The organism is Phycicoccus avicenniae (assembly GCF_050496545.1).
Taxonomy (GTDB): domain Bacteria; phylum Actinomycetota; class Actinomycetes; order Actinomycetales; family Dermatophilaceae; genus Phycicoccus; species Phycicoccus avicenniae_A.
The window spans coordinates 75160-93440 of record NZ_JBNVZV010000009.1 but is presented as its reverse complement, the minus strand read 5'-3'; the positions used below and the strand labels follow the sequence as shown (position 1 = coordinate 93440).

Annotated in this window: 17 protein-coding genes; 12 read left to right on the top strand and 5 right to left on the bottom strand. The window is 72.8% G+C overall.

Annotated elements, in window-relative coordinates; translation table 11 throughout:
* The first annotated feature begins 71 nt into the window (after positions 1-71).
* The 5 genes from rpsR (at position 72) to ACQZ2A_RS09845 (ending at position 4693) form a co-directional block, all read left to right on the top strand.
* Entirely contained in the window at positions 72-308 is a 237-nt protein-coding gene (gene rpsR, locus ACQZ2A_RS09865; protein WP_030526145.1) for a 30S ribosomal protein S18, read from the top strand.
* Positions 309-330: 22 nt separating this feature from the next.
* A complete protein-coding gene (gene rplI, locus ACQZ2A_RS09860) occupies positions 331-777 on the top strand; it encodes a 50S ribosomal protein L9 (protein ID WP_430210202.1) in 447 nt (148 codons plus the stop codon).
* Between the two features lie 236 nt (positions 778-1013).
* The gene (gene radA / locus ACQZ2A_RS09855; protein ID WP_430210201.1) at positions 1014-2417 is read left to right on the top strand and encodes a DNA repair protein RadA; all 1404 of its coding nucleotides are present in this window, start codon (positions 1014-1016) and stop codon (positions 2415-2417) included.
* A 250-nt stretch (positions 2418-2667) separates the two neighbouring features.
* Positions 2668-3744: a DNA integrity scanning diadenylate cyclase DisA gene (disA, locus tag ACQZ2A_RS09850; protein ID WP_430210324.1), complete on the top strand. Its 1077-nt coding sequence runs from the start codon at positions 2668-2670 to the stop codon at positions 3742-3744.
* 37 nt (positions 3745-3781) lie between these two features.
* Positions 3782-4693, top strand: a complete 912-nt coding sequence (locus tag ACQZ2A_RS09845) for an A/G-specific adenine glycosylase (RefSeq protein ID WP_430210200.1) — start codon at positions 3782-3784, stop codon at positions 4691-4693.
* Between the two features lie 13 nt (positions 4694-4706).
* Here ACQZ2A_RS09845 and ACQZ2A_RS09840 read toward each other — a convergent pair whose 3' ends face one another.
* On the bottom strand, positions 4707-5570 hold the full coding sequence (locus ACQZ2A_RS09840; RefSeq protein WP_430210198.1) for an HAD family acid phosphatase: 864 nt from the start codon (positions 5568-5570) through the stop codon (positions 4707-4709).
* A 173-nt stretch (positions 5571-5743) separates the two neighbouring features.
* Here ACQZ2A_RS09840 and ACQZ2A_RS09835 point away from each other — a divergent pair, with 173 nt between their 5' ends.
* Positions 5744-6334: a hypothetical protein gene (locus tag ACQZ2A_RS09835; protein WP_430210197.1), complete on the top strand. Its 591-nt coding sequence runs from the start codon at positions 5744-5746 to the stop codon at positions 6332-6334.
* A gap of 71 nt (positions 6335-6405) precedes the next feature.
* Here the strand turns inward: ACQZ2A_RS09835 and ACQZ2A_RS09830 are convergent, their stop codons facing one another.
* Positions 6406-7824 (bottom strand): LVIVD repeat-containing protein, encoded by a 1419-nt coding sequence (locus tag ACQZ2A_RS09830; RefSeq protein ID WP_430210194.1) that lies wholly within the window; start codon positions 7822-7824, stop codon positions 6406-6408.
* A 152-nt stretch (positions 7825-7976) separates the two neighbouring features.
* Here ACQZ2A_RS09830 and ACQZ2A_RS09825 point away from each other — a divergent pair, with 152 nt between their 5' ends.
* The 3 genes from ACQZ2A_RS09825 to ACQZ2A_RS09815 are packed head-to-tail and all read left to right on the top strand — an operon-like array spanning position 7977 to position 10059.
* Positions 7977-8675 (top strand): DUF305 domain-containing protein, encoded by a 699-nt coding sequence (locus ACQZ2A_RS09825; RefSeq protein WP_430210192.1) that lies wholly within the window; start codon positions 7977-7979, stop codon positions 8673-8675.
* A gap of 27 nt (positions 8676-8702) precedes the next feature.
* Positions 8703-9530: an Fpg/Nei family DNA glycosylase gene (locus ACQZ2A_RS09820; protein ID WP_430210190.1), complete on the top strand. Its 828-nt coding sequence runs from the start codon at positions 8703-8705 to the stop codon at positions 9528-9530.
* A gap of 37 nt (positions 9531-9567) precedes the next feature.
* The gene (locus ACQZ2A_RS09815; RefSeq protein ID WP_430210188.1) at positions 9568-10059 is read left to right on the top strand and encodes a hypothetical protein; all 492 of its coding nucleotides are present in this window, start codon (positions 9568-9570) and stop codon (positions 10057-10059) included.
* 16 nt (positions 10060-10075) lie between these two features.
* Here ACQZ2A_RS09815 and ACQZ2A_RS09810 read toward each other — a convergent pair whose 3' ends face one another.
* Positions 10076-10633, bottom strand: coding sequence for a hypothetical protein (locus ACQZ2A_RS09810; protein WP_430210185.1), 558 nt, complete (start codon positions 10631-10633; stop codon positions 10076-10078).
* Between the two features lie 70 nt (positions 10634-10703).
* On the opposite strand from ACQZ2A_RS09810, the gene ACQZ2A_RS09805 reads away from it, so the two are divergent.
* The 3 genes from ACQZ2A_RS09805 (at position 10704) to ACQZ2A_RS09795 (ending at position 14879) form a co-directional block, all read left to right on the top strand.
* The gene (locus ACQZ2A_RS09805; RefSeq protein WP_430210183.1) at positions 10704-11321 is read left to right on the top strand and encodes a CGNR zinc finger domain-containing protein; all 618 of its coding nucleotides are present in this window, start codon (positions 10704-10706) and stop codon (positions 11319-11321) included.
* 160 nt (positions 11322-11481) lie between these two features.
* Positions 11482-13989 carry an ATP-dependent Clp protease ATP-binding subunit gene (locus tag ACQZ2A_RS09800; protein WP_430210180.1) on the top strand — a complete coding sequence of 836 codons (2508 nt, stop codon included), beginning with the start codon at positions 11482-11484 and terminating at the stop codon, positions 13987-13989.
* A gap of 404 nt (positions 13990-14393) precedes the next feature.
* Positions 14394-14879, top strand: a complete 486-nt coding sequence (locus ACQZ2A_RS09795) for an amino-acid N-acetyltransferase (protein ID WP_430210177.1) — start codon at positions 14394-14396, stop codon at positions 14877-14879.
* Positions 14880-15059: 180 nt separating this feature from the next.
* Here ACQZ2A_RS09795 and ACQZ2A_RS09790 read toward each other — a convergent pair whose 3' ends face one another.
* Positions 15060-17153: a hypothetical protein gene (locus ACQZ2A_RS09790; RefSeq protein ID WP_430210175.1), complete on the bottom strand. Its 2094-nt coding sequence runs from the start codon at positions 17151-17153 to the stop codon at positions 15060-15062.
* Positions 17154-17355: 202 nt separating this feature from the next.
* Entirely contained in the window at positions 17356-18264 is a 909-nt protein-coding gene (locus tag ACQZ2A_RS09785) for a Ku protein (RefSeq protein ID WP_430210172.1), read from the bottom strand.
* Positions 18265-18281 lie beyond the last annotated feature (17 nt).

Below are 18281 nucleotides of genomic sequence, written 5' to 3'. Positions count from 1 at the left end.
ACCAGACAGACACCATCCCCGGGTGACCGGGGCTCATCCGCCGGCCCGGCCGGCAGAAGGAGAGCACCACGATGGCCAAGCCCGCCATTCGCAAGCCGAAGAAGAAGGCCAACCCGCTCAAGGCGGCGAAGGTCGAGAACATCGACTACAAGGACGTCGCGCTGCTGCGCAAGTTCATCTCCGACCGCGGCAAGATCCGCGCCCGGCGCGTGACCGGCGTCTCCGTCCAGGAGCAGCGCCTCATCGCCAACGCGGTCAAGAACGCCCGCGAGATGGCGCTCCTGCCGTACTCGTCCTCGTCCCGCTGACCTCGGAGAAGGAGCCAGAACGATGAAGGTCATCCTCACCCACGAGGTCACCGGCCTCGGTGCCGCCGGGGACGTCGTCGACGTCAAGGACGGCTACGCCCGCAACTTCCTCTTCCGCCGCGGCCTGGCCACGGCGTGGACCAAGGGCGGCCAGAAGCAGGTCGACTCCATCGCCAAGGGTCGCGAGACCCGTGCGGTGAAGTCCCTCGAGGAGGCGAAGTCCATCAAGGGCAACCTCGAGGCCAGCGCCGTCACCGTCACCGCGCACGCCGGTACCGGCGGCCGCCTCTTCGGCGCCGTCTCCACCGCCGACATCGCCGACGCGGTCAAGGCCGCCGGCGGTCCCGCGCTCGACCGTCGTCGCATCGAGGTCCCGACCCCGATCAAGACGACCGGCTCGCACACGGCGCTCGTCCGCCTCCACCCGGAGGTCCAGGCGACCGTCGAGCTCGACGTCGTCGCCGGCTGACGCCGACACCTCACACCGAGGGCCCCGGACCGTTCGCGGTCCGGGGCCCTCGTGCGTCTCCCCGCCCCAGCTCGGCTCGACCCGGCACGTGCGGGGTTATCGCTGTCCGGTTGGCGTCGCGACAGCGGCAACCCGGCACGTGCGGGGTCGGTGAGCGGACGTGCAGGCGAACCGGGGGCCGGCGGTGGCGCGGGGCTGAGCTCGTCGTGTCGGGGGCACGCCGTAGGTTGGGCGCCATGGCGAGCACGACGGCACGACGCGGCAGGGGGGTCCCGGCCTTCCGCTGCTCCGAGTGCGGATGGCAGACCGCCAAGTGGGTCGGCCGGTGCGGCGAGTGCCAGGCGTGGGGCTCGGTCGCCGAGACCGGCGGCACCACGGTGCGCACCACCGCGGCCACGACCGTCGAGCGGCCGGCCGTCCCCATCGGCGAGGTCGACGTCACCCGGGCCGCCGCCCGCCCCACCGGTGTCCCCGAGTTCGACCGCGTCCTCGGCGGCGGGCTCGTGCCGGGGGCGGTCGTCCTCGTCGCCGGCGAGCCCGGCATCGGCAAGTCCACCCTGCTCCTCGACGTCGCCGGCCGCGCCGCGCGCTCCGGTGAGCACGGCGAGCGGCGGGTGCTCTACGTCAGCGGTGAGGAGTCCGCGGCGCAGGTCCGGGCCCGGGCCGAGCGCATCGAGGCGATGGCCCGCTCGCTCTACCTCGCCAGCGAGACCGACCTCGCGACGCTGCTCGGCCAGGTCGAGCAGGTCGGCCCCGAGCTGCTCGTCGTCGACTCCGTGCAGACCGTCAGCTCCGCCGAGCTCGAGGGCTCGGCCGGCAACGTCGCCCAGGTCCGCGAGGTCGCCGCCTCGCTCATCCAGGTCGCCAAGGCCCGCGGCATCGCGGTGCTCCTCGTCGGGCACGTCACCAAGGACGGCTCGATCGCCGGGCCGCGGGTGCTCGAGCACCTCGTCGACGTCGTCGTCCAGTTCGAGGGGGACCGCCACTCGCGGCTGCGCCTCGTCCGCGCGGTGAAGAACCGGTACGGCCCCACCGACGAGGTCGGCTGCTTCGACCTCTCCGACGTCGGCATCGTCGGGCTCACCGACCCCAGCGGGCTCTTCCTCTCCGGGCGCACGGCGGCCGTCGCCGGCACCTGCGTCACCGTGACCCTCGAGGGCCGGCGTCCGCTCGTCACCGAGGTGCAGGCCCTCGTCACCGCCTCGACCCTGGCCACCCCGCGCCGCGCCACGAGCGGCCTCGACACCGCGCGGGTCAACATGGTGCTCGCCGTCCTCGACAAGCGTGCCCAGGCCCCCATCGGCGGTAGCGACGCCTACCTCTCGACGGTGGGGGGCGTGCGGCTCACCGAGCCGGCCGCCGACCTCGCCATCACGCTCGCGCTGGCCGGCGCCATCACCGACCGCCCGCTGCCGGAGGGCACCGTGGCCTTCGGCGAGGTCGGGCTGGCCGGCGAGGTGCGCCCGGTCACCGGCGCGCACCGCCGGCTGGCCGAGGCCGCCCGGCTCGGCTTCACCCGCGCCGTCGTGCCGCAGGGGGTGCTCGGTGCCGGGCCGGTCCCCGACGGCATCTCGATCCTCGAGGTCGGCACCGTCGCCGAGGCCGTCGGCCGCGCCCTGCACGACGTCCCCGTCCGCTGATCCGGCCGGGTCGAGGTGATGCCGGGCCGTCCCCGGGGCCGCTTTCACCTCCATCCGCCGAAGGCGCCGAACGGGTGGAGGTGATGCCGAGCCGTCCCGGGTACCTCGTCCACCTCGACCCGTCGGGGTCCGGGACTGCGAGGTCCCGCAGATCGACAGCGCGGCCGCAGCACCTGCCCGATAGGATCGCGCCGGACCGGCCCGCATCCCGCGGCCCGACCCCGGACCCCGTCGAGGAGGAGGAGTGAGCGTGCCGCAGAGCGAGGACGACCTCCTGCGCGCCACCCTCGCAGCGGTCGCCCCCGGCACCGAGCTGCGCGACGGCCTCGAGCGGATCCTGCGGGGCCGCACCGGCGCCCTCATCGTGCTCGGCCACGACCGGGTCATCGACCAGATCGCCACCGGCGGCTTCCCCCTCGACATCGAGTTCTCGGCCACCCGCCTGCGCGAGCTCGCGAAGATGGACGGCGGCGTCGTCGTCGACCGCGACGTCACCCGCATCCTGCGCGCCGCCACCCAGCTCCTGCCCGACGCCGGCATCGAGACCCTCGAGTCCGGCACGCGGCACCGCACCGCCGAGCGCGTCGCCAAGCAGACCGGCTTCCCCGTCGTCTCGGTCAGCCAGTCGATGCGCATCATCCAGCTCTACGTCGCCGGCCGGCGCGTCGTCCTCGAGGACTCCAGCGCCATCCTGTCCCGCGCCAACCAGGCCCTGCAGACCCTCGAGCGCTACAAGTCGCGCCTCGACGAGGTCACCGGCACGCTCTCGGCGCTCGAGATCGAGGACCTCGTCACCGTCCGCGACGTCGCCAACGTGCTCCAGCGCCTCGAGATGGTCCGCCGGATCAAGGACGAGATCGCCGAGTACGTCGTCCAGCTCGGCACCGACGGCCGCCTGCTCAGCCTCCAGCTCGAGGAGCTCACCGGCGGCCTGTCCGACGACCTCGGCCTGGTCATCCGCGACTACCTGCCGGAGGCCAAGGCCGGATTCTCCCTCGACGAGGCCGTCGACAACCTCACCGCCATCGACTCCACCGAGCTCCTCGACCCCGCGGCGGGCGCCAAGGCGATGGGCTTCACCGTCGTCGGCGACTCCCTCGACTCCTCGGTCAGCCCGCTCGGGCACCGCCTGCTCTCGAAGGTCCCGCGCCTGCCGGGTGCCATCGTCGACCGGCTCGTGACCCACTTCGGCAGCCTCCAGAAGCTGCTCGCGGCGAACATCGACGACCTCATGGACGTCGACGGTGTCGGCGAGGGCCGGGCCCGCCTGGTCCGCGAGGGCCTCTCCCGTCTCGCCGAGACGAGCATCCTCGAGCGCTACGTCTGACGTGCCGGGCGCTCCCCGTGCGGCGGTCCCCTTCGCGGTGCTGCACGACCGGGTCCTCACCTGGTACGAGGCGCACAAGCGCACCCTGCCGTGGCGCGACGGCGGCACGGACGCCTGGGGCGTGCTCGTCAGCGAGGTGATGCTCCAGCAGACGCCCGTGGCCCGCGTCGAGCCGGTCTGGCGGGAGTGGATGGAGCGCTGGCCCACCCCGGCCGCGCTGGCCGCCGAGACCCCGGGCGAGGTGGTGCGGGCGTGGGGGCGGCTGGGCTACCCCCGGCGCGCGCTGCGGCTGCGGGAGGCCGCGGTGGCGATCACCCGCGACCACGAGGGATGGGTGCCGGACACCGAGGAGGCGCTGCTCGGGCTGCCGGGGGTCGGCACGTACACGGCGGCCGCGGTGGCCGCCTTCGCCCACGGCCGGCGCGCCGTGGTCGTCGACACCAACGTCCGCCGCGTGCTGGCCAGGGCGCTGGAGGGGCGCCCCAACGCCTCGCCCTCGCTGACCGCGGCCGAGTCCCGCCTGGCCGCAGCGACCGTGCCGACCGACGCACGCACCTCCGTCCGCTGGAACGTCGCGGTGATGGAGCTCGGCGCGGTGGTCTGCCGCGCCCGCATCCCCGAGTGCGGCGCCTGCCCGCTCGAGGACGTCTGCGCGTGGGTGGCGGCCGGCAGCCCGCCCGACGACGGCCCGGCCCGCCGCGGCCAGGCCTGGCACGGCACCGACCGCCAGGTCCGTGGAGCACTCGTCCAGGTGCTCCGGGAGGTGAGCCACCCCGTCCCGCGGCCCCTGCTCGAGGACGAGGTGCTCACCCGGCTCGGGCTCGACCCCGTGCAGCATGCGGCGCAGGTCGAGCGGTGCCTGGGCACGCTCGTCGAGGACGGACTCGTGGAGCCGGTCCCGGCGAGCGCCGCCGCGCCCGGCGGGGAGGCCTACCGCCTCCCCGCCTGAGACGGGACCCCGGTCACGGCAGGAAGTAGTTCGGGTTCGGCAGCTTGAAGGTGCGGTCGGCGTGACCGCCCTTCAGGTCGCTGTACTGGTCACCGAAGTTCGCGACGAGGTCGTACCCGAGGGACTCGATGTGCGCGCGCGTCGCCGACTTGTAGTGGATGGTCGTGCACTTGCCGCCGGGGTCGTTCGCGCAGGCCTGCTTCAGGTAGTCGGGGTAGGCCGCGACGTCGGGCTTGGTGAACAGGCCGTCCTCGCCGTTCGTCAGCGTCGTCGGGGCCGGGTAGCCGGCGTCCACGCCGACGCCGTCCGCCGTGAGGTTGCCGAGGGTCGCGGCCTCCTGCGAGGTCGGGCGGCCGGTGAGGAAGAAGACGGCGTAGCCCTCGGCCTTCGCCTTCTTCACCATCTCGACCATGCCCGGGGTCGCGGGGAACTTCTGGTCGGTGACGTACTGGCCGTTGGTCGTGGGGTTGAAGGCCCAGTTGCTCGCGATCTCGTAGTTCCACGTCGTGAGGCTGGTGTCGTCGACGTCGAGGACGATGGCCTTCGTGCCGCGCGGGTGGTGGCGGTCCTCGGAGCGGCCGTGCCCGTGCTCGCGGGCGTCGAGCCAGCGCGACCCGGCGCGGGCCACCGAGGCGGCCTCCTTCGCGTAGTTGGAGTCCGGGGCGAAGGTGCCGGTGCCCAGGGGGTCGCCGTAGTAGTTGCGCAGCTGCTGGCGCAGCACGTCGATGTTGGTCACCTGGTCCGCGGAGCGCGGGGTGAAGGTCTTGATGGCGGGTTCGGCGGTCGCGGCGTACGCGACGCCGCCACCGACGAGGGCGGCGCAGACGACGGCGGTGGCCATCGTCGAACGGCGGGACAGGGAGCGGGCACGGGTCATCGAGGGATCCTCCTCAGGGGGCTGTGGACGGCGGCACGCTAGCCGCGCGCGGTGCCCGGTGGAGGCGGAGGAACCGGTCCCCGTCCGCGACCGCCTCAGCCCGCTCTCAGACGGTCGGGTCGGCCCGTGGGACGTCGTGGCGCGCGGCCCGGACGCCCCGTCACACTGGCGGCGTGACCGAGACCGCCCTGCGCCACCGCACCCTCGAGGAGCTCGCCGCCTTCCTCCCCGAGCTGCTCGCCGCGAGCCCGCGCGACGTCGGCAGCCTCGAGCTCCTCGTGCGCCGCACCGCCCCGGGCGAGCGCGAGGTGCTCGTCGAGGGCGTGCTCGACCTCGACGACGGCCTGGTCGGCGACGGCTGGCGGGCCCGCGGCAGCAGCCGCACCGCCGACGGCAGCGCCCACCCCGACATGCAGCTGAACATCATGAACGCCCGGCTCGTCGAGTTCCTGGCCGGCGACCCGGACCGCAGGGCGCTCGCCGGCGACCAGCTGTTCCTCGACCTCGACCTCTCCCACGAGAACCTGCCCGTCGGCACCCGGCTGGTTATCGGCGACCCTGCCGCACGGGGCGCGGTCGTCGAGGTCACGGAGGTGCCGCACACCGGGTGCGCGAAGTTCGTCGAGCGGTTCGGGGCGGAGGCGATGCGCTTCGTCAACGGCGAGGTCGGCCGTCCGCTGCGGCTGCGCGGCCTCAACGCGCGGGTCGTCGTGGCCGGCACGGTCCGCCCTGGCGACCCCGTGCTCGTGCAGCGCCCCGCCTGAGCACCGCCCCCGGCACGCGGAACGGCCCGCCCCCACGCAGGGGACGGGCCGTTCGTGCGTGCGCTCGAGCGTCAGCGCGTCTTGTAGACCGGCTGCGACTGCGGGTTGAGCTGGTCCAGGTGGACCGACTCGGCGGGCTTGAGCGACTTGTCCTTGAGCTTGAGGACGTCGAAGCCCTTGACCAGGTCGTTCGAGTACACGTGGCCGTTGTAGTAGTAGCTCGACCACGTGCCGCCACCGACGAGCGAGGTCTTGCTGATCGGGCCGCGCTCGAAGTAGCCGATCTCCTTCGGGTTCTCGGAGTCGGTGAAGTCCCAGACCGAGGTCCCGCCCTGGTACCAGGACTGCACCATGACGTCGCGACCCTTGACCGGGACGAGCGAGCCGTTGTGGGCCACGCAGTTCTCGGTGTTGAACTGGTTGCGCGGGATCTTGTAGTACGACTTGAACGTCAGCTGGTTGCGCTTGGACAGGTCGTAGATGGCGTTGGCCCCTCGGGTCGGGCCCACCGTGTTGTTGCAGGTGGCCGCGCCGCCGCCGCCGAGCTCGTCGGTGAAGACGACCTTCGTGGCGTCGTTGTTGAAGGTGGCCGAGTGCCAGAACGCGAAGTTCTCGGTGTCACTGACCTGCTCGATCACCTTCGGCGCCTTGGGGTCCTTGACGTCCATGATGATGCCGTCGCCCATGCACGCACCCGCCGCGAGGTCCTTCTTCGGGTAGACGGTGATGTCGTGGCAGCCGGTGGTCGCCGAGTAGTTCGTGCCGGTCGGGCCGGTGCCGCCGGGGTTGCCGCCGTCGGGGAAGAGAACGGGCGTCGCCACGACCCGCGAGGCCGCCGGGTTCTTCGTCGGCACCTCGACGATCGAGATGATGTCGTGCGGCGGCTGGCAGTCGGGGAACGTCGCGTTCGGCGAGTAGCTCGAGACGTAGAGGTAGTCGTTGCCCTTGTTCTTGCCCTTGCCCGGGAGCAGGGAGTGGGTGTGCGACCCGCAGCGCGTCTCGACGGCCTTGAGGTAGCGCGGGGCCGACTTGTTCTTGATGTCGAAGATCTTGATGCCCTCCCACGAGGACTTCTCCGAGGCGGGGGCCGGCACGCTGGCGCAGCTGTCGTCGCTGCGCGAGGAGTCGGTGGAGAGGTAGAGCAGGTTGCCGTTGACCGTGATGTCGTTCTGCGAGCCCGGGCAGCTGACCTGGGCGACGGTCTTGGGGCGCTTCGGGTTCGAGATGTCGTAGATGACGAACCCGTTGTAGTTCCCGGCGAACGCGTACTCGTCCTGGAAGGCGATGTCCGAACCGGTGGACCCGGCGAAGCTGCCGACCGGCGCGGTGTTGCTCAGGTGCTGGACCGTCTTGCTGTAGCCGATCTCGTCGACCTCGAGCTGGGTGCCGGACTTGTTCAGCCCGTCGCCGGCAGAGGCGACGGCGATCCCCCCCATCCCGGTCGCGAGGGTGCTCGCGGCGACCACCGCGAGGATGCGTGTGAGTCTCATTCAGGACCTCGATCCGTCGGCCGGGCGCGCGTCGAGACGGGTGTGTCGTGCCCGGGCAGGCGTGTGATCCGGTCACCCTGCCTCACTCAGCAACCTCTTAGGGTATGGGCAGCGTAAAGAATTCCCGACCTGCGAATTGTTAGGGTGAACGGGTGACCAGCACCTCCTCCCGCCCCGCCGGCCTGCGCCGCGCCGGTGCCGCCGCGCTCGCCGCGGGGGTCCTCGTCGGGCTCGCCGCGTGCACGTCCGGAGGGGAGTCGGCCCCCGCGGTCACCGCCCCGACCCCGACCGTCCCGGTGCTCCAGCCGGGCAGGCCGGGCGAGCCCAACGCCACCCTCACCGGCTCGGCCGCGGCCCCGGTGACGACGCCGAGCATCCGGCCGGGCGACCAGCAGTTCCTCACCGACATGGTCACGCACCACGCGCAGGCCATCGTCATGGTCGACGCCGTCACGAGCGACCTCACCGACCGGCAGGTGGCCTCGCTGGCCTCGCGGATCCGCGACGAGCAGAAGCCCGAGATCGACGCCATGGCCGGCTACCTCGAGCAGCGCGGCGCGGACGTGCCGCCGGAGGCGACCAACCCCAACCTCGCCGACCACGGGGCGCACTCGATGCCGGGGATGGCCAGCGAGAAGGACCTGCGCGAGCTCGGCGCGGCCACCGGTGTCGCCGCGGACCGCCTCTTCCTCACCCTGATGATCCGCCACCACGAGGGCGCCCTGGCGATGGTCCAGGAGCACGCCCAGGGGGCCGCCGACGAGCGGGTCGAGGAGATCGCGGCCGACATCAACGTCACCCAGGCCAAGCAGATCGCCCAGATGAAGGGCATGCTCGCGCGTCTGGGCTGAACCGCCCCCCGCGGGCAGGATGGCCCCATGCCCGAGGGACACACCCTGTTCGCGCTCGCCCGCGACCTGCACGCCGCGTTCGCCGGCACCCACCCCGTCGTCACGAGCCCGCAGGGCCGCTTCGTCGAGGGGGCGGCCCAGGTCTCGGGCCACGAGCTGCTCGCGGCCTCCTCGCGCGGGAAGCACCTGTTCCTCGAGTTCGCCGGCGACCGCTGGGTCCACGTGCACCTCGGGCTGATCGGCACGTTCACCGTCGACGAGGGCGCCTGGACGGCCGAGGCCCCGGTGGTCGGTGCCGTGCGGATGCGCCTGGCCACCGACGCGCACGTCGCCGACCTGCGCGGCCCCACGCTCTGCGCGGTGGAGACGCCGGACGAGGTCGCGGCCGTCCTCGAGCGGCTCGGCCCCGACCCGCTGCGCGCCGACGCCGACCCCGAGCGCGCGTGGCGCCGCCTGCAGCGCTCGTCCCGGCCGGTCGCCGAGCTGCTGATGGACCAGGCCGTGCTCGCCGGGGTCGGGAACGTCTACCGCTCCGAGGTGCTGTGGCGGCACCGGCTCTCGCCGTTCACCGAGGGCCGCGCGATGAAGCCGGCGTCGTGGCGGCTCGTGTGGGAGGACCTGGTGCGGCTGATGCCGCTCGGGGTGGCGACGGGGCGCATCGTCACGGTCGAGGAGCAGGTGCTCGAGGTCGAGGCCGCGCTGGGCCGCGGGGAGCGCCCGCGGCTCGAGGAGCGCACCTCCTCGGTCTACAAGCGGGCCGGCGAGGAGTGCGAGCGCTGCGGCTCGCGCATCCGCACGCAGGTGGTCGCCGGGCGCAACCTGTTCTGGTGCGGTCGGTGCCAGCGCCGTCGCTGATGCCCTGCGCCGGGCCCCGGACTGGTATCCACGGGGGATGACCAGCGCGCACGACCCCCACCTGCTCGAGCCCGACCACCTGCCCACCCCCTTCACCGCCGACGAGATCCGCTACGCGACGCCCGAGGGGCGCACCCAGGTGGTGCTCGTGGAGCCGGCCGGGCAGGAGCCCGTCTGCCGCGCGGTGCGCTGGACGCAGGTCGGTCCCGAGGGCGCCGTCCAGGTCCGCACCCCGCTCGACGCCGATGGCGAACCCGCCGGCGAGGGCGGCAGCGAGGAGGTCACCTGGCGCGAGCTGCAGGCGCACGCCTCCTTCCCGGCGGTCCGCAGCTCCGTGGAGCGGGTGCGCCTCGAGCACGCCCTCGGCGACCTCGACTGCCTGCGGTACACCGTCGGCGACGGTGACGCGGTCGACCACTACTGGTTCGACCTCGCGCGCCCCGGGATGCCCGTGCTGCTGCAGTCCGCCCGCGGGCCCGAGCGCGTCCTGACGATGACGGTCCTCTCCGACGAGGTCCGCCCCGCCTGAGCCGCGGGGTCGGGGGTCAGTCCAGGGCGTCGCAGACGTCCTCGGCGGTGCCGTGGTGGCCGAGCCGGAAGGTGCGGGTGCCGTCGGCCTCGAAGGTGACGCGGGTGCCGTGGCCCCCCAGCACGTAGAGGCCGGTGTCCGGCGTGCTGCCGGGCGGCATCGTCGTGCCGAAGGCGCCGTGCACCGAGGTGAGCGACTGGGGGCTGCCGTCCGGGCGGTAGGCGAACACGGCGGTGGCGCTGAGGTCACGCACCACCGAGGCGCCGCTCGCGAGGTTCGTGTACCGCTCGACCAGGGCACCGCGGAAGAGCTGCGTGCGCGGTGTGCCGTCGGGATACGTGGACGTCGTCCGGTACTCCTCCTCGTCGCGCAGCGGCGTGATGCGCACGTCGAACCCGCAGGTCGAGCGCGCGGCCGGCACGACGACCTCCTCGGTGCGGTACGGCGTCCAGGGCGAGCCGTGGCCGGGGTGGTGGTCGTCCATGGCGAGGGCGGCCGGGGCGGCGGCGCCGAGCAGGGCGGTGGCGGTCGCCGCCGCCAGCAGGGTCCGGGCGGTGCGGGTTCGGATGGTCATGAGGTGCTCCTAACCATTGATCTTCATTGACCGGTTAGTACCGACCGTAACCCCCGGGTACCCTCCAACGGTGGCGGAGCAGCACTGGAGAACCCTCGAGGGCCTCGTGCTGCCCCAACCCGTCGCCCGCCACCCCGCGCTGGAGCTGGTCAACACCTTCTCGGGCTGGGACGGCGCGCACGCCAGCGACTACCTCGTCTCCTACGACCACCTCGCGGTGCTCGCGGGGGACCTCGGGCTGCTGCCCGAGCACGACGTGACGCGCCTGCGGCGGGCCGCCTCCCGCCAGCCGGACGTCGCCGAGGCGGCTCTGGAGCGGACGCGCACGGTACGGGCCGTCATCCGCTCCGCGGTCCTGGACCCCGCCGACCCCGAGGCGGTCGCCGAGCTGGCGGTCGCGGTCCGCTCGGCCGCGACGACCGTCGAGCTGGTCGCCGGGCGTCCGGCCCGCTGGCGTGTCGAGGGCATCACGACCGAGCACCTCGACCGCCCCGCCGACGCCTTCGCCTGGACCGCCGCCGACCTGCTCACCCGCCCGGAGGTCACCGGGGTCCGCGCCTGCCCCGGACTGGGCTGCGGATGGGTCTTCCTCGACGTCTCGGGCCGCCGCCGCTGGTGCTCGATGCGCTGGTGCGGCAACCGGGCCAAGGTGCGCGCGCACGCCGAGCGCCACCGCGCCACCCGCTGACCGCGACGCGGCGCTACGCCGTGGGCGAACGCGGAACAGGCGTCCACGCACCGGGCGTTGTCCACCCCGTAGGACGTGTGGCCCGTGCCTTCGACATCGAGGGCACCTCGTTCAGGTCACGCGACTAGCATCGAGGGGACTCGACGTCAGGAGAAGCACCATGTTCGAACGGTTCACCGACCGCGCACGCCGCGTCGTCGTGCTCGCCCAGGAGGAGGCGCGCGGTCTCAACCACAACTACATCGGGACCGAGCACATCCTGCTCGGCCTGATCCACGAGGGCGAAGGCGTCGCGAGCAAGGCCCTGGAGAGCCTCGGCATCAGCCTCGAGGCGGTCCGCGAGCAGGTGCAGGAGATCATCGGGCAGGGCCAGCAGGCCCCCACCGGGCACATCCCGTTCACGCCGCGCGCCAAGAAGGTCCTCGAGCTGAGCCTGCGCGAGGCGCTCCAGCTCGGCCACAACTACATCGGCACCGAGCACATCCTCCTCGGCCTCATCCGTGAGGGCGAGGGCGTGGCGGCCCAGGTGCTGGTCAAGCTCGGCGCCGACCTCTCGCGCGTGCGCCAGCAGGTCATCCAGCTCATCTCGGGCTACCAGGGTGGCAAGGAGGGGGCGGCCCCGGGCTCCGGCTCGGCGCAGGGCGGTCCCGCCGAGGGCACCCCGGCCGGCTCGCTCGTCCTCGACCAGTTCGGCCGCAACCTCACCCAGGCCGCGCGCGAGGGCAAGCTCGACCCGGTCATCGGGCGCGAGAAGGAGATCGAGCGGGTCATGCAGGTGCTGTCCCGCCGCACCAAGAACAACCCCGTCCTCATCGGCGAGCCCGGTGTCGGCAAGACCGCGGTCGTCGAGGGCCTCGCGCAGGACATCGTCAAGGGCGAGGTCCCCGAGACCCTCAAGGACAAGCAGCTCTACACCCTCGACCTCGGCGCGCTCGTCGCCGGCAGCCGCTACCGCGGTGACTTCGAGGAGCGGCTGAAGAAGGTCCTCAAGGAGATCCGCACCCGCGGCGACATCGTCCTGTTCATCGACGAGATCCACACCCTCGTCGGTGCGGGTGCCGCCGAGGGCGCCATCGACGCGGCGAGCATCCTCAAGCCGATGCTGGCCCGCGGCGAGCTCCAGGTCATCGGCGCGACGACCCTCGACGAGTACCGCAAGCACATCGAGAAGGACGCCGCGCTCGAGCGCCGCTTCCAGCCGATCCAGGTCGCCGAGCCGACGCTCGCGCACGCCATCGAGATCCTCAAGGGCCTGCGCGACCGCTACGAGGCGCACCACCGGGTGTCCATCACCGACGGCGCGCTCGTCGCGGCGGCGAACATGGCCGACCGGTACGTCAACGACCGCTTCCTCCCGGACAAGGCGATCGACCTCATCGACGAGGCGGGCGCGCGCTTGCGCATCCGCCGGATGACCGCACCGCCGGACCTGCGCGAGTTCGACGAGAAGATCGCCGGCGTGGTCCGCGAGAAGGAGTCGGCCATCGACGGCCAGGACTTCGAGAAGGCCGCGCGCCTGCGCGACGACGAGAAGAACCTGCGCACCGAGAAGGCCCGCCGCGAGGCCGAGTGGAAGTCCGGCGACATGGACGTCATCGCCGAGGTCGACGAGGAGCTCATCGCCGAGGTCCTCGCCGCGTCGACGGGCATCCCGGTCTTCAAGCTGACCGAGGAGGAGTCCAGCCGCCTGCTCCACATGGAGGACGAGCTGCACAAGCGCGTCGTGGGCATGGACGAGGCCATCAAGTCGCTGTCCCAGGCCATCCGCCGCACGCGGGCCGGCCTCAAGGACCCGCGTCGTCCGGGCGGCTCGTTCATCTTCGCCGGCCCCACCGGCGTCGGGAAGACCGAGCTCGCGAAGACGTTGGCGGAGTTCCTCTTCGGCGACGAGGACAGCCTCATCCAGCTCGACATGTCGGAGTACAGCGAGAAGCACACCGTCTCGCGCCTCTTCGGCTCGCCCCCCGGCTACGTGGGGTACGAGGAGGGTGGCCAGCTCACCGAGAAGGTGCGCCGGAAGCCGTTCTCGGTCGTGCTCTTCGACGAGGTCGAGAAGGCCCACCCGGAGATCTTCAACTCGCTGCTCCAGGTGCTCGAGGACGGCCGGCTCACCGACTCCCAGGGTCGGATGGTCGACTTCAAGAACACGGTCATCATCATGACGACCAACCTCGGCACCCGGGACATCTCCAAGGGCACGCTCGGGTTCAGCGCCGGCCCCGACACCCGGTCGGACTACGACCGGATGAAGGCCAAGGTGCAGGACGAGCTCAAGCAGCACTTCCGCCCCGAGTTCCTCAACCGCGTCGACGACACCATCGTCTTCCCGCAGCTCTCGCAGGCCGAGATCGTCCAGATCGTCGACCTCGAGATCGCCAAGCTCGACAAGCGGCTCAAGGACAAGGACATGGGCATGGAGCTCACGGTCGCGGCCAAGAACCTCCTGGCGACCAAGGGCTACGACCCCGTGCTCGGTGCGCGCCCGCTGCGCCGCACCATCCAGCGCGAGATCGAGGACGTCCTCTCCGAGAAGATCCTCTTCAACGAGCTGAAGTCCGGCGAGATCGTCGCGGTCGACGCCACCGGCGAGACCAAGGACGACACGTTCACCTTCCAGGGCACCCCGCACACGCGCGGCCTGGAGCTGCCGGTCGCCGCGGAGGGCTGAGACCCCCCGGCGCCTGCCGCCGGAACGCACACGGAAGGGCCCCCGACCACCCGGTCGGGGGCCCTTCCGCGTCCCGACCGGTCGGCGCTCCCGGCCGGTCATTTCCACGGTGGGCGACGGATTCCGAAGTGTGGCCCCTCCGAGGCAGAAACTTACGGTTCCTTTACCCATTTCTGCTGGTCGGTGTCGCACACTAGTCGGGCAAGGGCCTCCGGGGCACCTTGCAGCGGCCCGCCACCACCCCTGCGGTGGCGGGCCGCACCCATGTCCGGGCCCGTCCCGCGTCTCCCCGGACGTGCCGCCGGAGGGTGCGGGGACGTCGCTACAGTGCCGATGTGCCTCCTGAGACCCCGGAATCCGCAGCGCCGGGCCGCGCCCCCGGCACGGCCCGGGCGGAGCGGGTCGTGCGTCCCGCGCGGACGGCCGATGTCCGCGCCATCCGGGCCCTGGTCACCCCCCTCGCGGAGCAGCGCGTGCTGCTCCAGAAGGAGGCGGTGGCCTACTACGAGTCCGTCGGGGACTTCGTCGTCGCCGAGCAGGACGGAACCGTGGTCGGCTGCGGTGCGCTGCACGTGCTCTGGGAGGACCTCGGGGAGGTGCGCACCCTCGCCGTCGACGCCTCGGCCCTCGGGACGGGCGTCGGCTCCGCGCTGCTGGACGCGCTGGTCGAGCGGGCCCGGGCGCTCGGGCTGTCGCGGCTGTTCTGCCTGACCTTCGAGACCGCCTTCTTCGGGCGGCACGGCTTCACCGCCATCGAGGGGCAGGCGGTCGAGCCGGCCGTCTACGCCGAGCTCCTGCGCTCCTACGACGAGGGCGTCGCCGAGTTCCTCGACCTCGAGCGGGTCAAGCCGAACACGTTGGGCAACACCCGGATGCTGCGCGTCCTCTGACGCCGTCCGGGGCCCCGAGTGCCGGTCGGCGTACAGGCACGGTTCGAGGTGATGTCGGGCCGGCTCGCGGTACGGGATCACCTCGACCCACGGGGGTGCGTGTGCGGTTCGAGGTGATGTCGGGCCGCCTCGCGGTACGGGATCACCTCGACCCGCTGGGGCGAGCCGGCCGGGCCGGGGTCACCGCGAGCGGGCGGCGTCCCCCGAGTGCTCCTCGGCCGCGGCCCCCTCGGCGGGCTCGCCGGTCGGCGCGGGCACGGTTGGCTGCGGGTCGTCCTCCGCGGGCTCCGGGGTGCGGGGCGAGCCGGCGGCCAGGGCGTGCCGCGGGGCGGGACGGCGCACCGCGATGACGACGACGGCGGCCGCGCCGCCGAGGAGGACGAGGACGAAGAGGGTCAGCCCGAGCCCGAGCGGGAGGGCCCAGCCCGCCCGGTCCCGCGCGTCGGTGGCCAGCGCGGCGGCGCGCTCGACGTCCCCGGCGGCGAGGGCCGTGACCGCCCGCTCGGCCCGGTCGCGGACCCCGAGCAGGTCGGCCCCCACCGCGGTGAGCGGGTCGTGGTCGGCGTCGGCGGTGCGTCGGGCCGCCCCGACCGCCGTGATCGCGCTCGAGGCCGCCGGCAGGCTGGTCGCCAGGTCGGCGTAGTCGTCCTCGAGCGCGGCCTGCTCGTAGGACTGACGGACCGCCTTTGGCACGGGCAGCCCGGTGCGCCGGGCCGCCTGCTGGACCGCCACCGCCTCCCGGCCGAGCGGGGTGACCGCGTCCCGGACCAGCGTGGCCCGGTCGAAGTCCCACACCGTCATCGCGTCGCGCAGGCCCTCCGGCGGGATCCACGACCCGTCGGCGCGGTCGAGGGCGGCGTAGGCCGTGCGGGCCGCGGCCCGCGGAGCCAGCTGGGCGGCCTGCTTCTTCGTGAGCACCCAGGTGCGGAAGACGTCCGGGGCGTCCTCGACACCCCCGCGGGACTGCACGAGGTCGAGCCAGTCCGACCACGACGTGCGCCCGCCGCTGGGCGTCACCAGGCCGGGTGGGTCGTAGGCGCGCTCGCCGCGCACCCCCGCGCCGACGACGGCGGCGAACTCCCGGTCGTCGAGGCCACCGAGCAGCTCGGTCATCACCCGGTAGGACGCGGGGTAGGCGTAGGCGTCGACATCGGCGCTCTTGCTGCCAGCATCGCCGGCCCAGGAGTTGAGGGCCACGGCCTCCGAGGAGCTCCGGGAGACCTTCTGGTGCGACCGCGGGTCACCCCCGGTGCGCTTCACCGCCCGCTCGGCGACGGACTGGGCCAGGCCCTCGTACAGCCACCGCTCCTCGAAGCTCTCGCCCGAGACCCACGCGTGGCTCAGCTCGTGGAAGATCAGGTCGTCATCGAGCTGCTCGCCGACGACGATCTCGTCGCCGGTCGGGTCGAACCAGCCGTCGTAGCCGCGCAGCGAGGGGGAGGCGTCCTCCCGGATGCGGGAGAGGCCGCCGGGCCACGGGTTGCCGACGAGCTCCTCGAGCGCGGGCAGGCCGTCGGTGACCTTGCCGGCGACGAACGAGGCCCACTTCTTGTCGTCCGGGAAGGACTCGAGGGTCAGCGACAGGTCGTCGACGCTGATGGTGCGTTCGCGCGTCTGCTTCGGGTCGCGCAGCGACACGGCGGCCCAGAGCCCGCCGTCGAAGGTGTTCTCGGTGGCCGTGTACGTGGTGGTGTCGCCGTTGCCCGCGGGGACGAACCCGTCGACGGTGCTCGTGAAGGACATCGAGGACGGCGCGACGACCTGGACGGTGTTGCGCCCCTCGTCACCCGGGCCGTAGGCGACGAAGGTCGCGTACCCCGGGCCGACGCGCGTGCTGTTCTCCGAGCGCGGCGGCGCCCCCGGCACCTCGAAGGTCAGGACGATCCGCCGGCTCTGCTCGAAGCGCAGGGGCGGGAAGGTCACCCGGGCCAGCTGGGTGCTCGGGTCGTCGGTGTCCGACAGGGACACCCCGAGGCCGGTGTCCCCCGTGACGGCCCGCACCCGCTCGGCGCCGGCCGGCACGGGGACCGAGTAGGCGTCGAAGTAGTACGTGTAGACGCCGCCGTCGGCGCGGGTGTCGGGGCTGGTGTTGCGCAGGTCGATGGTCATCGTGGCCCGGACGACCTCGTCCTTCGGGTCCAGGACGTAGCGGCTGGTGGCGCTGGCCGACAACCCGTCGGCGGCCCGTGCCCCGGGCGCCGCGACGAGGACGCCGGCCAGCGCGAGGGCCGCGGCGGCGACCGCGCCCGCGGCCCGCTGCACCATCCTCGTCATGCGTCCTCCGGGTCGGTGGCCCACCGGTGGGGGCGTGGGACCGATGCTAGGCAGAAAGGCCCGGTCGCGCGCTCGGCAAACCGGGAATGCGGACGTTCGGGTGAACCGTCCGGACAATGCATCGCGCGACATTCTCGCGCATTTCCGGGTTCTCGGCCCGACCCTTCCGGTCCGCGCCCGACCCCGAGGACGCTGCCGGGCCTCAGCTGGCCTTCTTCTCCCCCTTCTTGGAGGTGCTCTTCTTCGCCGTCGACTTCTTGGCGGTGGACTTCTTGGCCGCTGCCTTCTTCGCCGCGGGCTTGGAGTCCTTCTCCTTCGGCGCCGGGGCCTCGCCCCGCGCGGCCTTGGCCTTCTCGACGGAGCGGGACAGGGCCGCGAGCAGGTCGACGACCTCGCCGGACTCCTCCTCCTCGACCGCGGCCACCTGCACCTCGCCGCCCTCGACCTTGGCCCGGACGAGCTCCTTGACGGCGAGGGCGTAGTCGTCCTCGTACTCGTCGGGGTCGAAGTCGCCCGCCAGCTGGTCGATGAGCATGCGCGCCATGTCCATCTCCTGCTTCGTGGCGTGCTGCTCCTCCTCGACGTGGGCGAACGCGGCGGCGCGCACCTCGTCGGGCCAGAGCATCGTCTGCATGACGATGACGCCGTCGCGCACCCGCAGCACGGCCATCGTCATCCGGGTGCGGATGGAGACCGTGACGATGGCCATCCGCTGCTCCTTCTCGAGGGCGTCGCGCAGCAGGACGTACGGCTTGGTCGCGGCCTTGTCGGGCTCGAGGTAGTAGGACTTGTCGAGCCAGAGCGGGTCGATCTGGTCGGCGGGGACGAACTTCGTCACGCCGATCTCCTTGGAGGACTTGTTCGGCAGGTCCGCGAAGTCGTCGTCGGTGAGCACGACCATGTCGCCGTCCTCGGTCTCGTAGCCCTTGGCGATGTCGTCGTAGCTCACCTCCTCGCCGTCGATGGAGCAGGTGCGCTTGTACTTGATGCGCCCGCCGTCCTCGCGGTGCACCTGGCGGAACTGCACGTCGTGGTTCTCGGTGGCGGAGTACAGGCGCACCGGCACGTTGACCAGCCCGAAGGAGACCGCGCCCTTCCAGATCGCTCGCATCCGCCCAGCGTAGGCGG

Bases quoted from the DNA above. Each gene is read 5' to 3' on its own strand.
- ACQZ2A_RS09790 (WP_430210175.1), bottom strand. From the start codon at position 17,153: ATGACGAGGATGGTGCAGCGGGCCGCGGGCGCGGTCGCCGCCGCGGCC.
- ACQZ2A_RS09820 (WP_430210190.1), top strand. From the start codon at position 8,703: ATGCCCGAGGGACACACCCTGTTCGCGCTCGCCCGCGACCTGCACGCC.
- ACQZ2A_RS09785 (WP_430210172.1), bottom strand. From the start codon at position 18,264: ATGCGAGCGATCTGGAAGGGCGCGGTCTCCTTCGGGCTGGTCAACGTG.
- rpsR (WP_030526145.1), top strand. From the start codon at position 72: ATGGCCAAGCCCGCCATTCGCAAGCCGAAGAAGAAGGCCAACCCGCTC.
- radA (WP_430210201.1), top strand. From the start codon at position 1,014: ATGGCGAGCACGACGGCACGACGCGGCAGGGGGGTCCCGGCCTTCCGC.
- ACQZ2A_RS09815 (WP_430210188.1), top strand. From the start codon at position 9,568: ATGACCAGCGCGCACGACCCCCACCTGCTCGAGCCCGACCACCTGCCC.
- ACQZ2A_RS09800 (WP_430210180.1), top strand. From the start codon at position 11,482: ATGTTCGAACGGTTCACCGACCGCGCACGCCGCGTCGTCGTGCTCGCC.
- ACQZ2A_RS09810 (WP_430210185.1), bottom strand. From the start codon at position 10,633: ATGACCATCCGAACCCGCACCGCCCGGACCCTGCTGGCGGCGGCGACC.
- ACQZ2A_RS09830 (WP_430210194.1), bottom strand. From the start codon at position 7,824: ATGAGACTCACACGCATCCTCGCGGTGGTCGCCGCGAGCACCCTCGCG.
- ACQZ2A_RS09840 (WP_430210198.1), bottom strand. From the start codon at position 5,570: ATGACCCGTGCCCGCTCCCTGTCCCGCCGTTCGACGATGGCCACCGCC.
- rplI (WP_430210202.1), top strand. From the start codon at position 331: ATGAAGGTCATCCTCACCCACGAGGTCACCGGCCTCGGTGCCGCCGGG.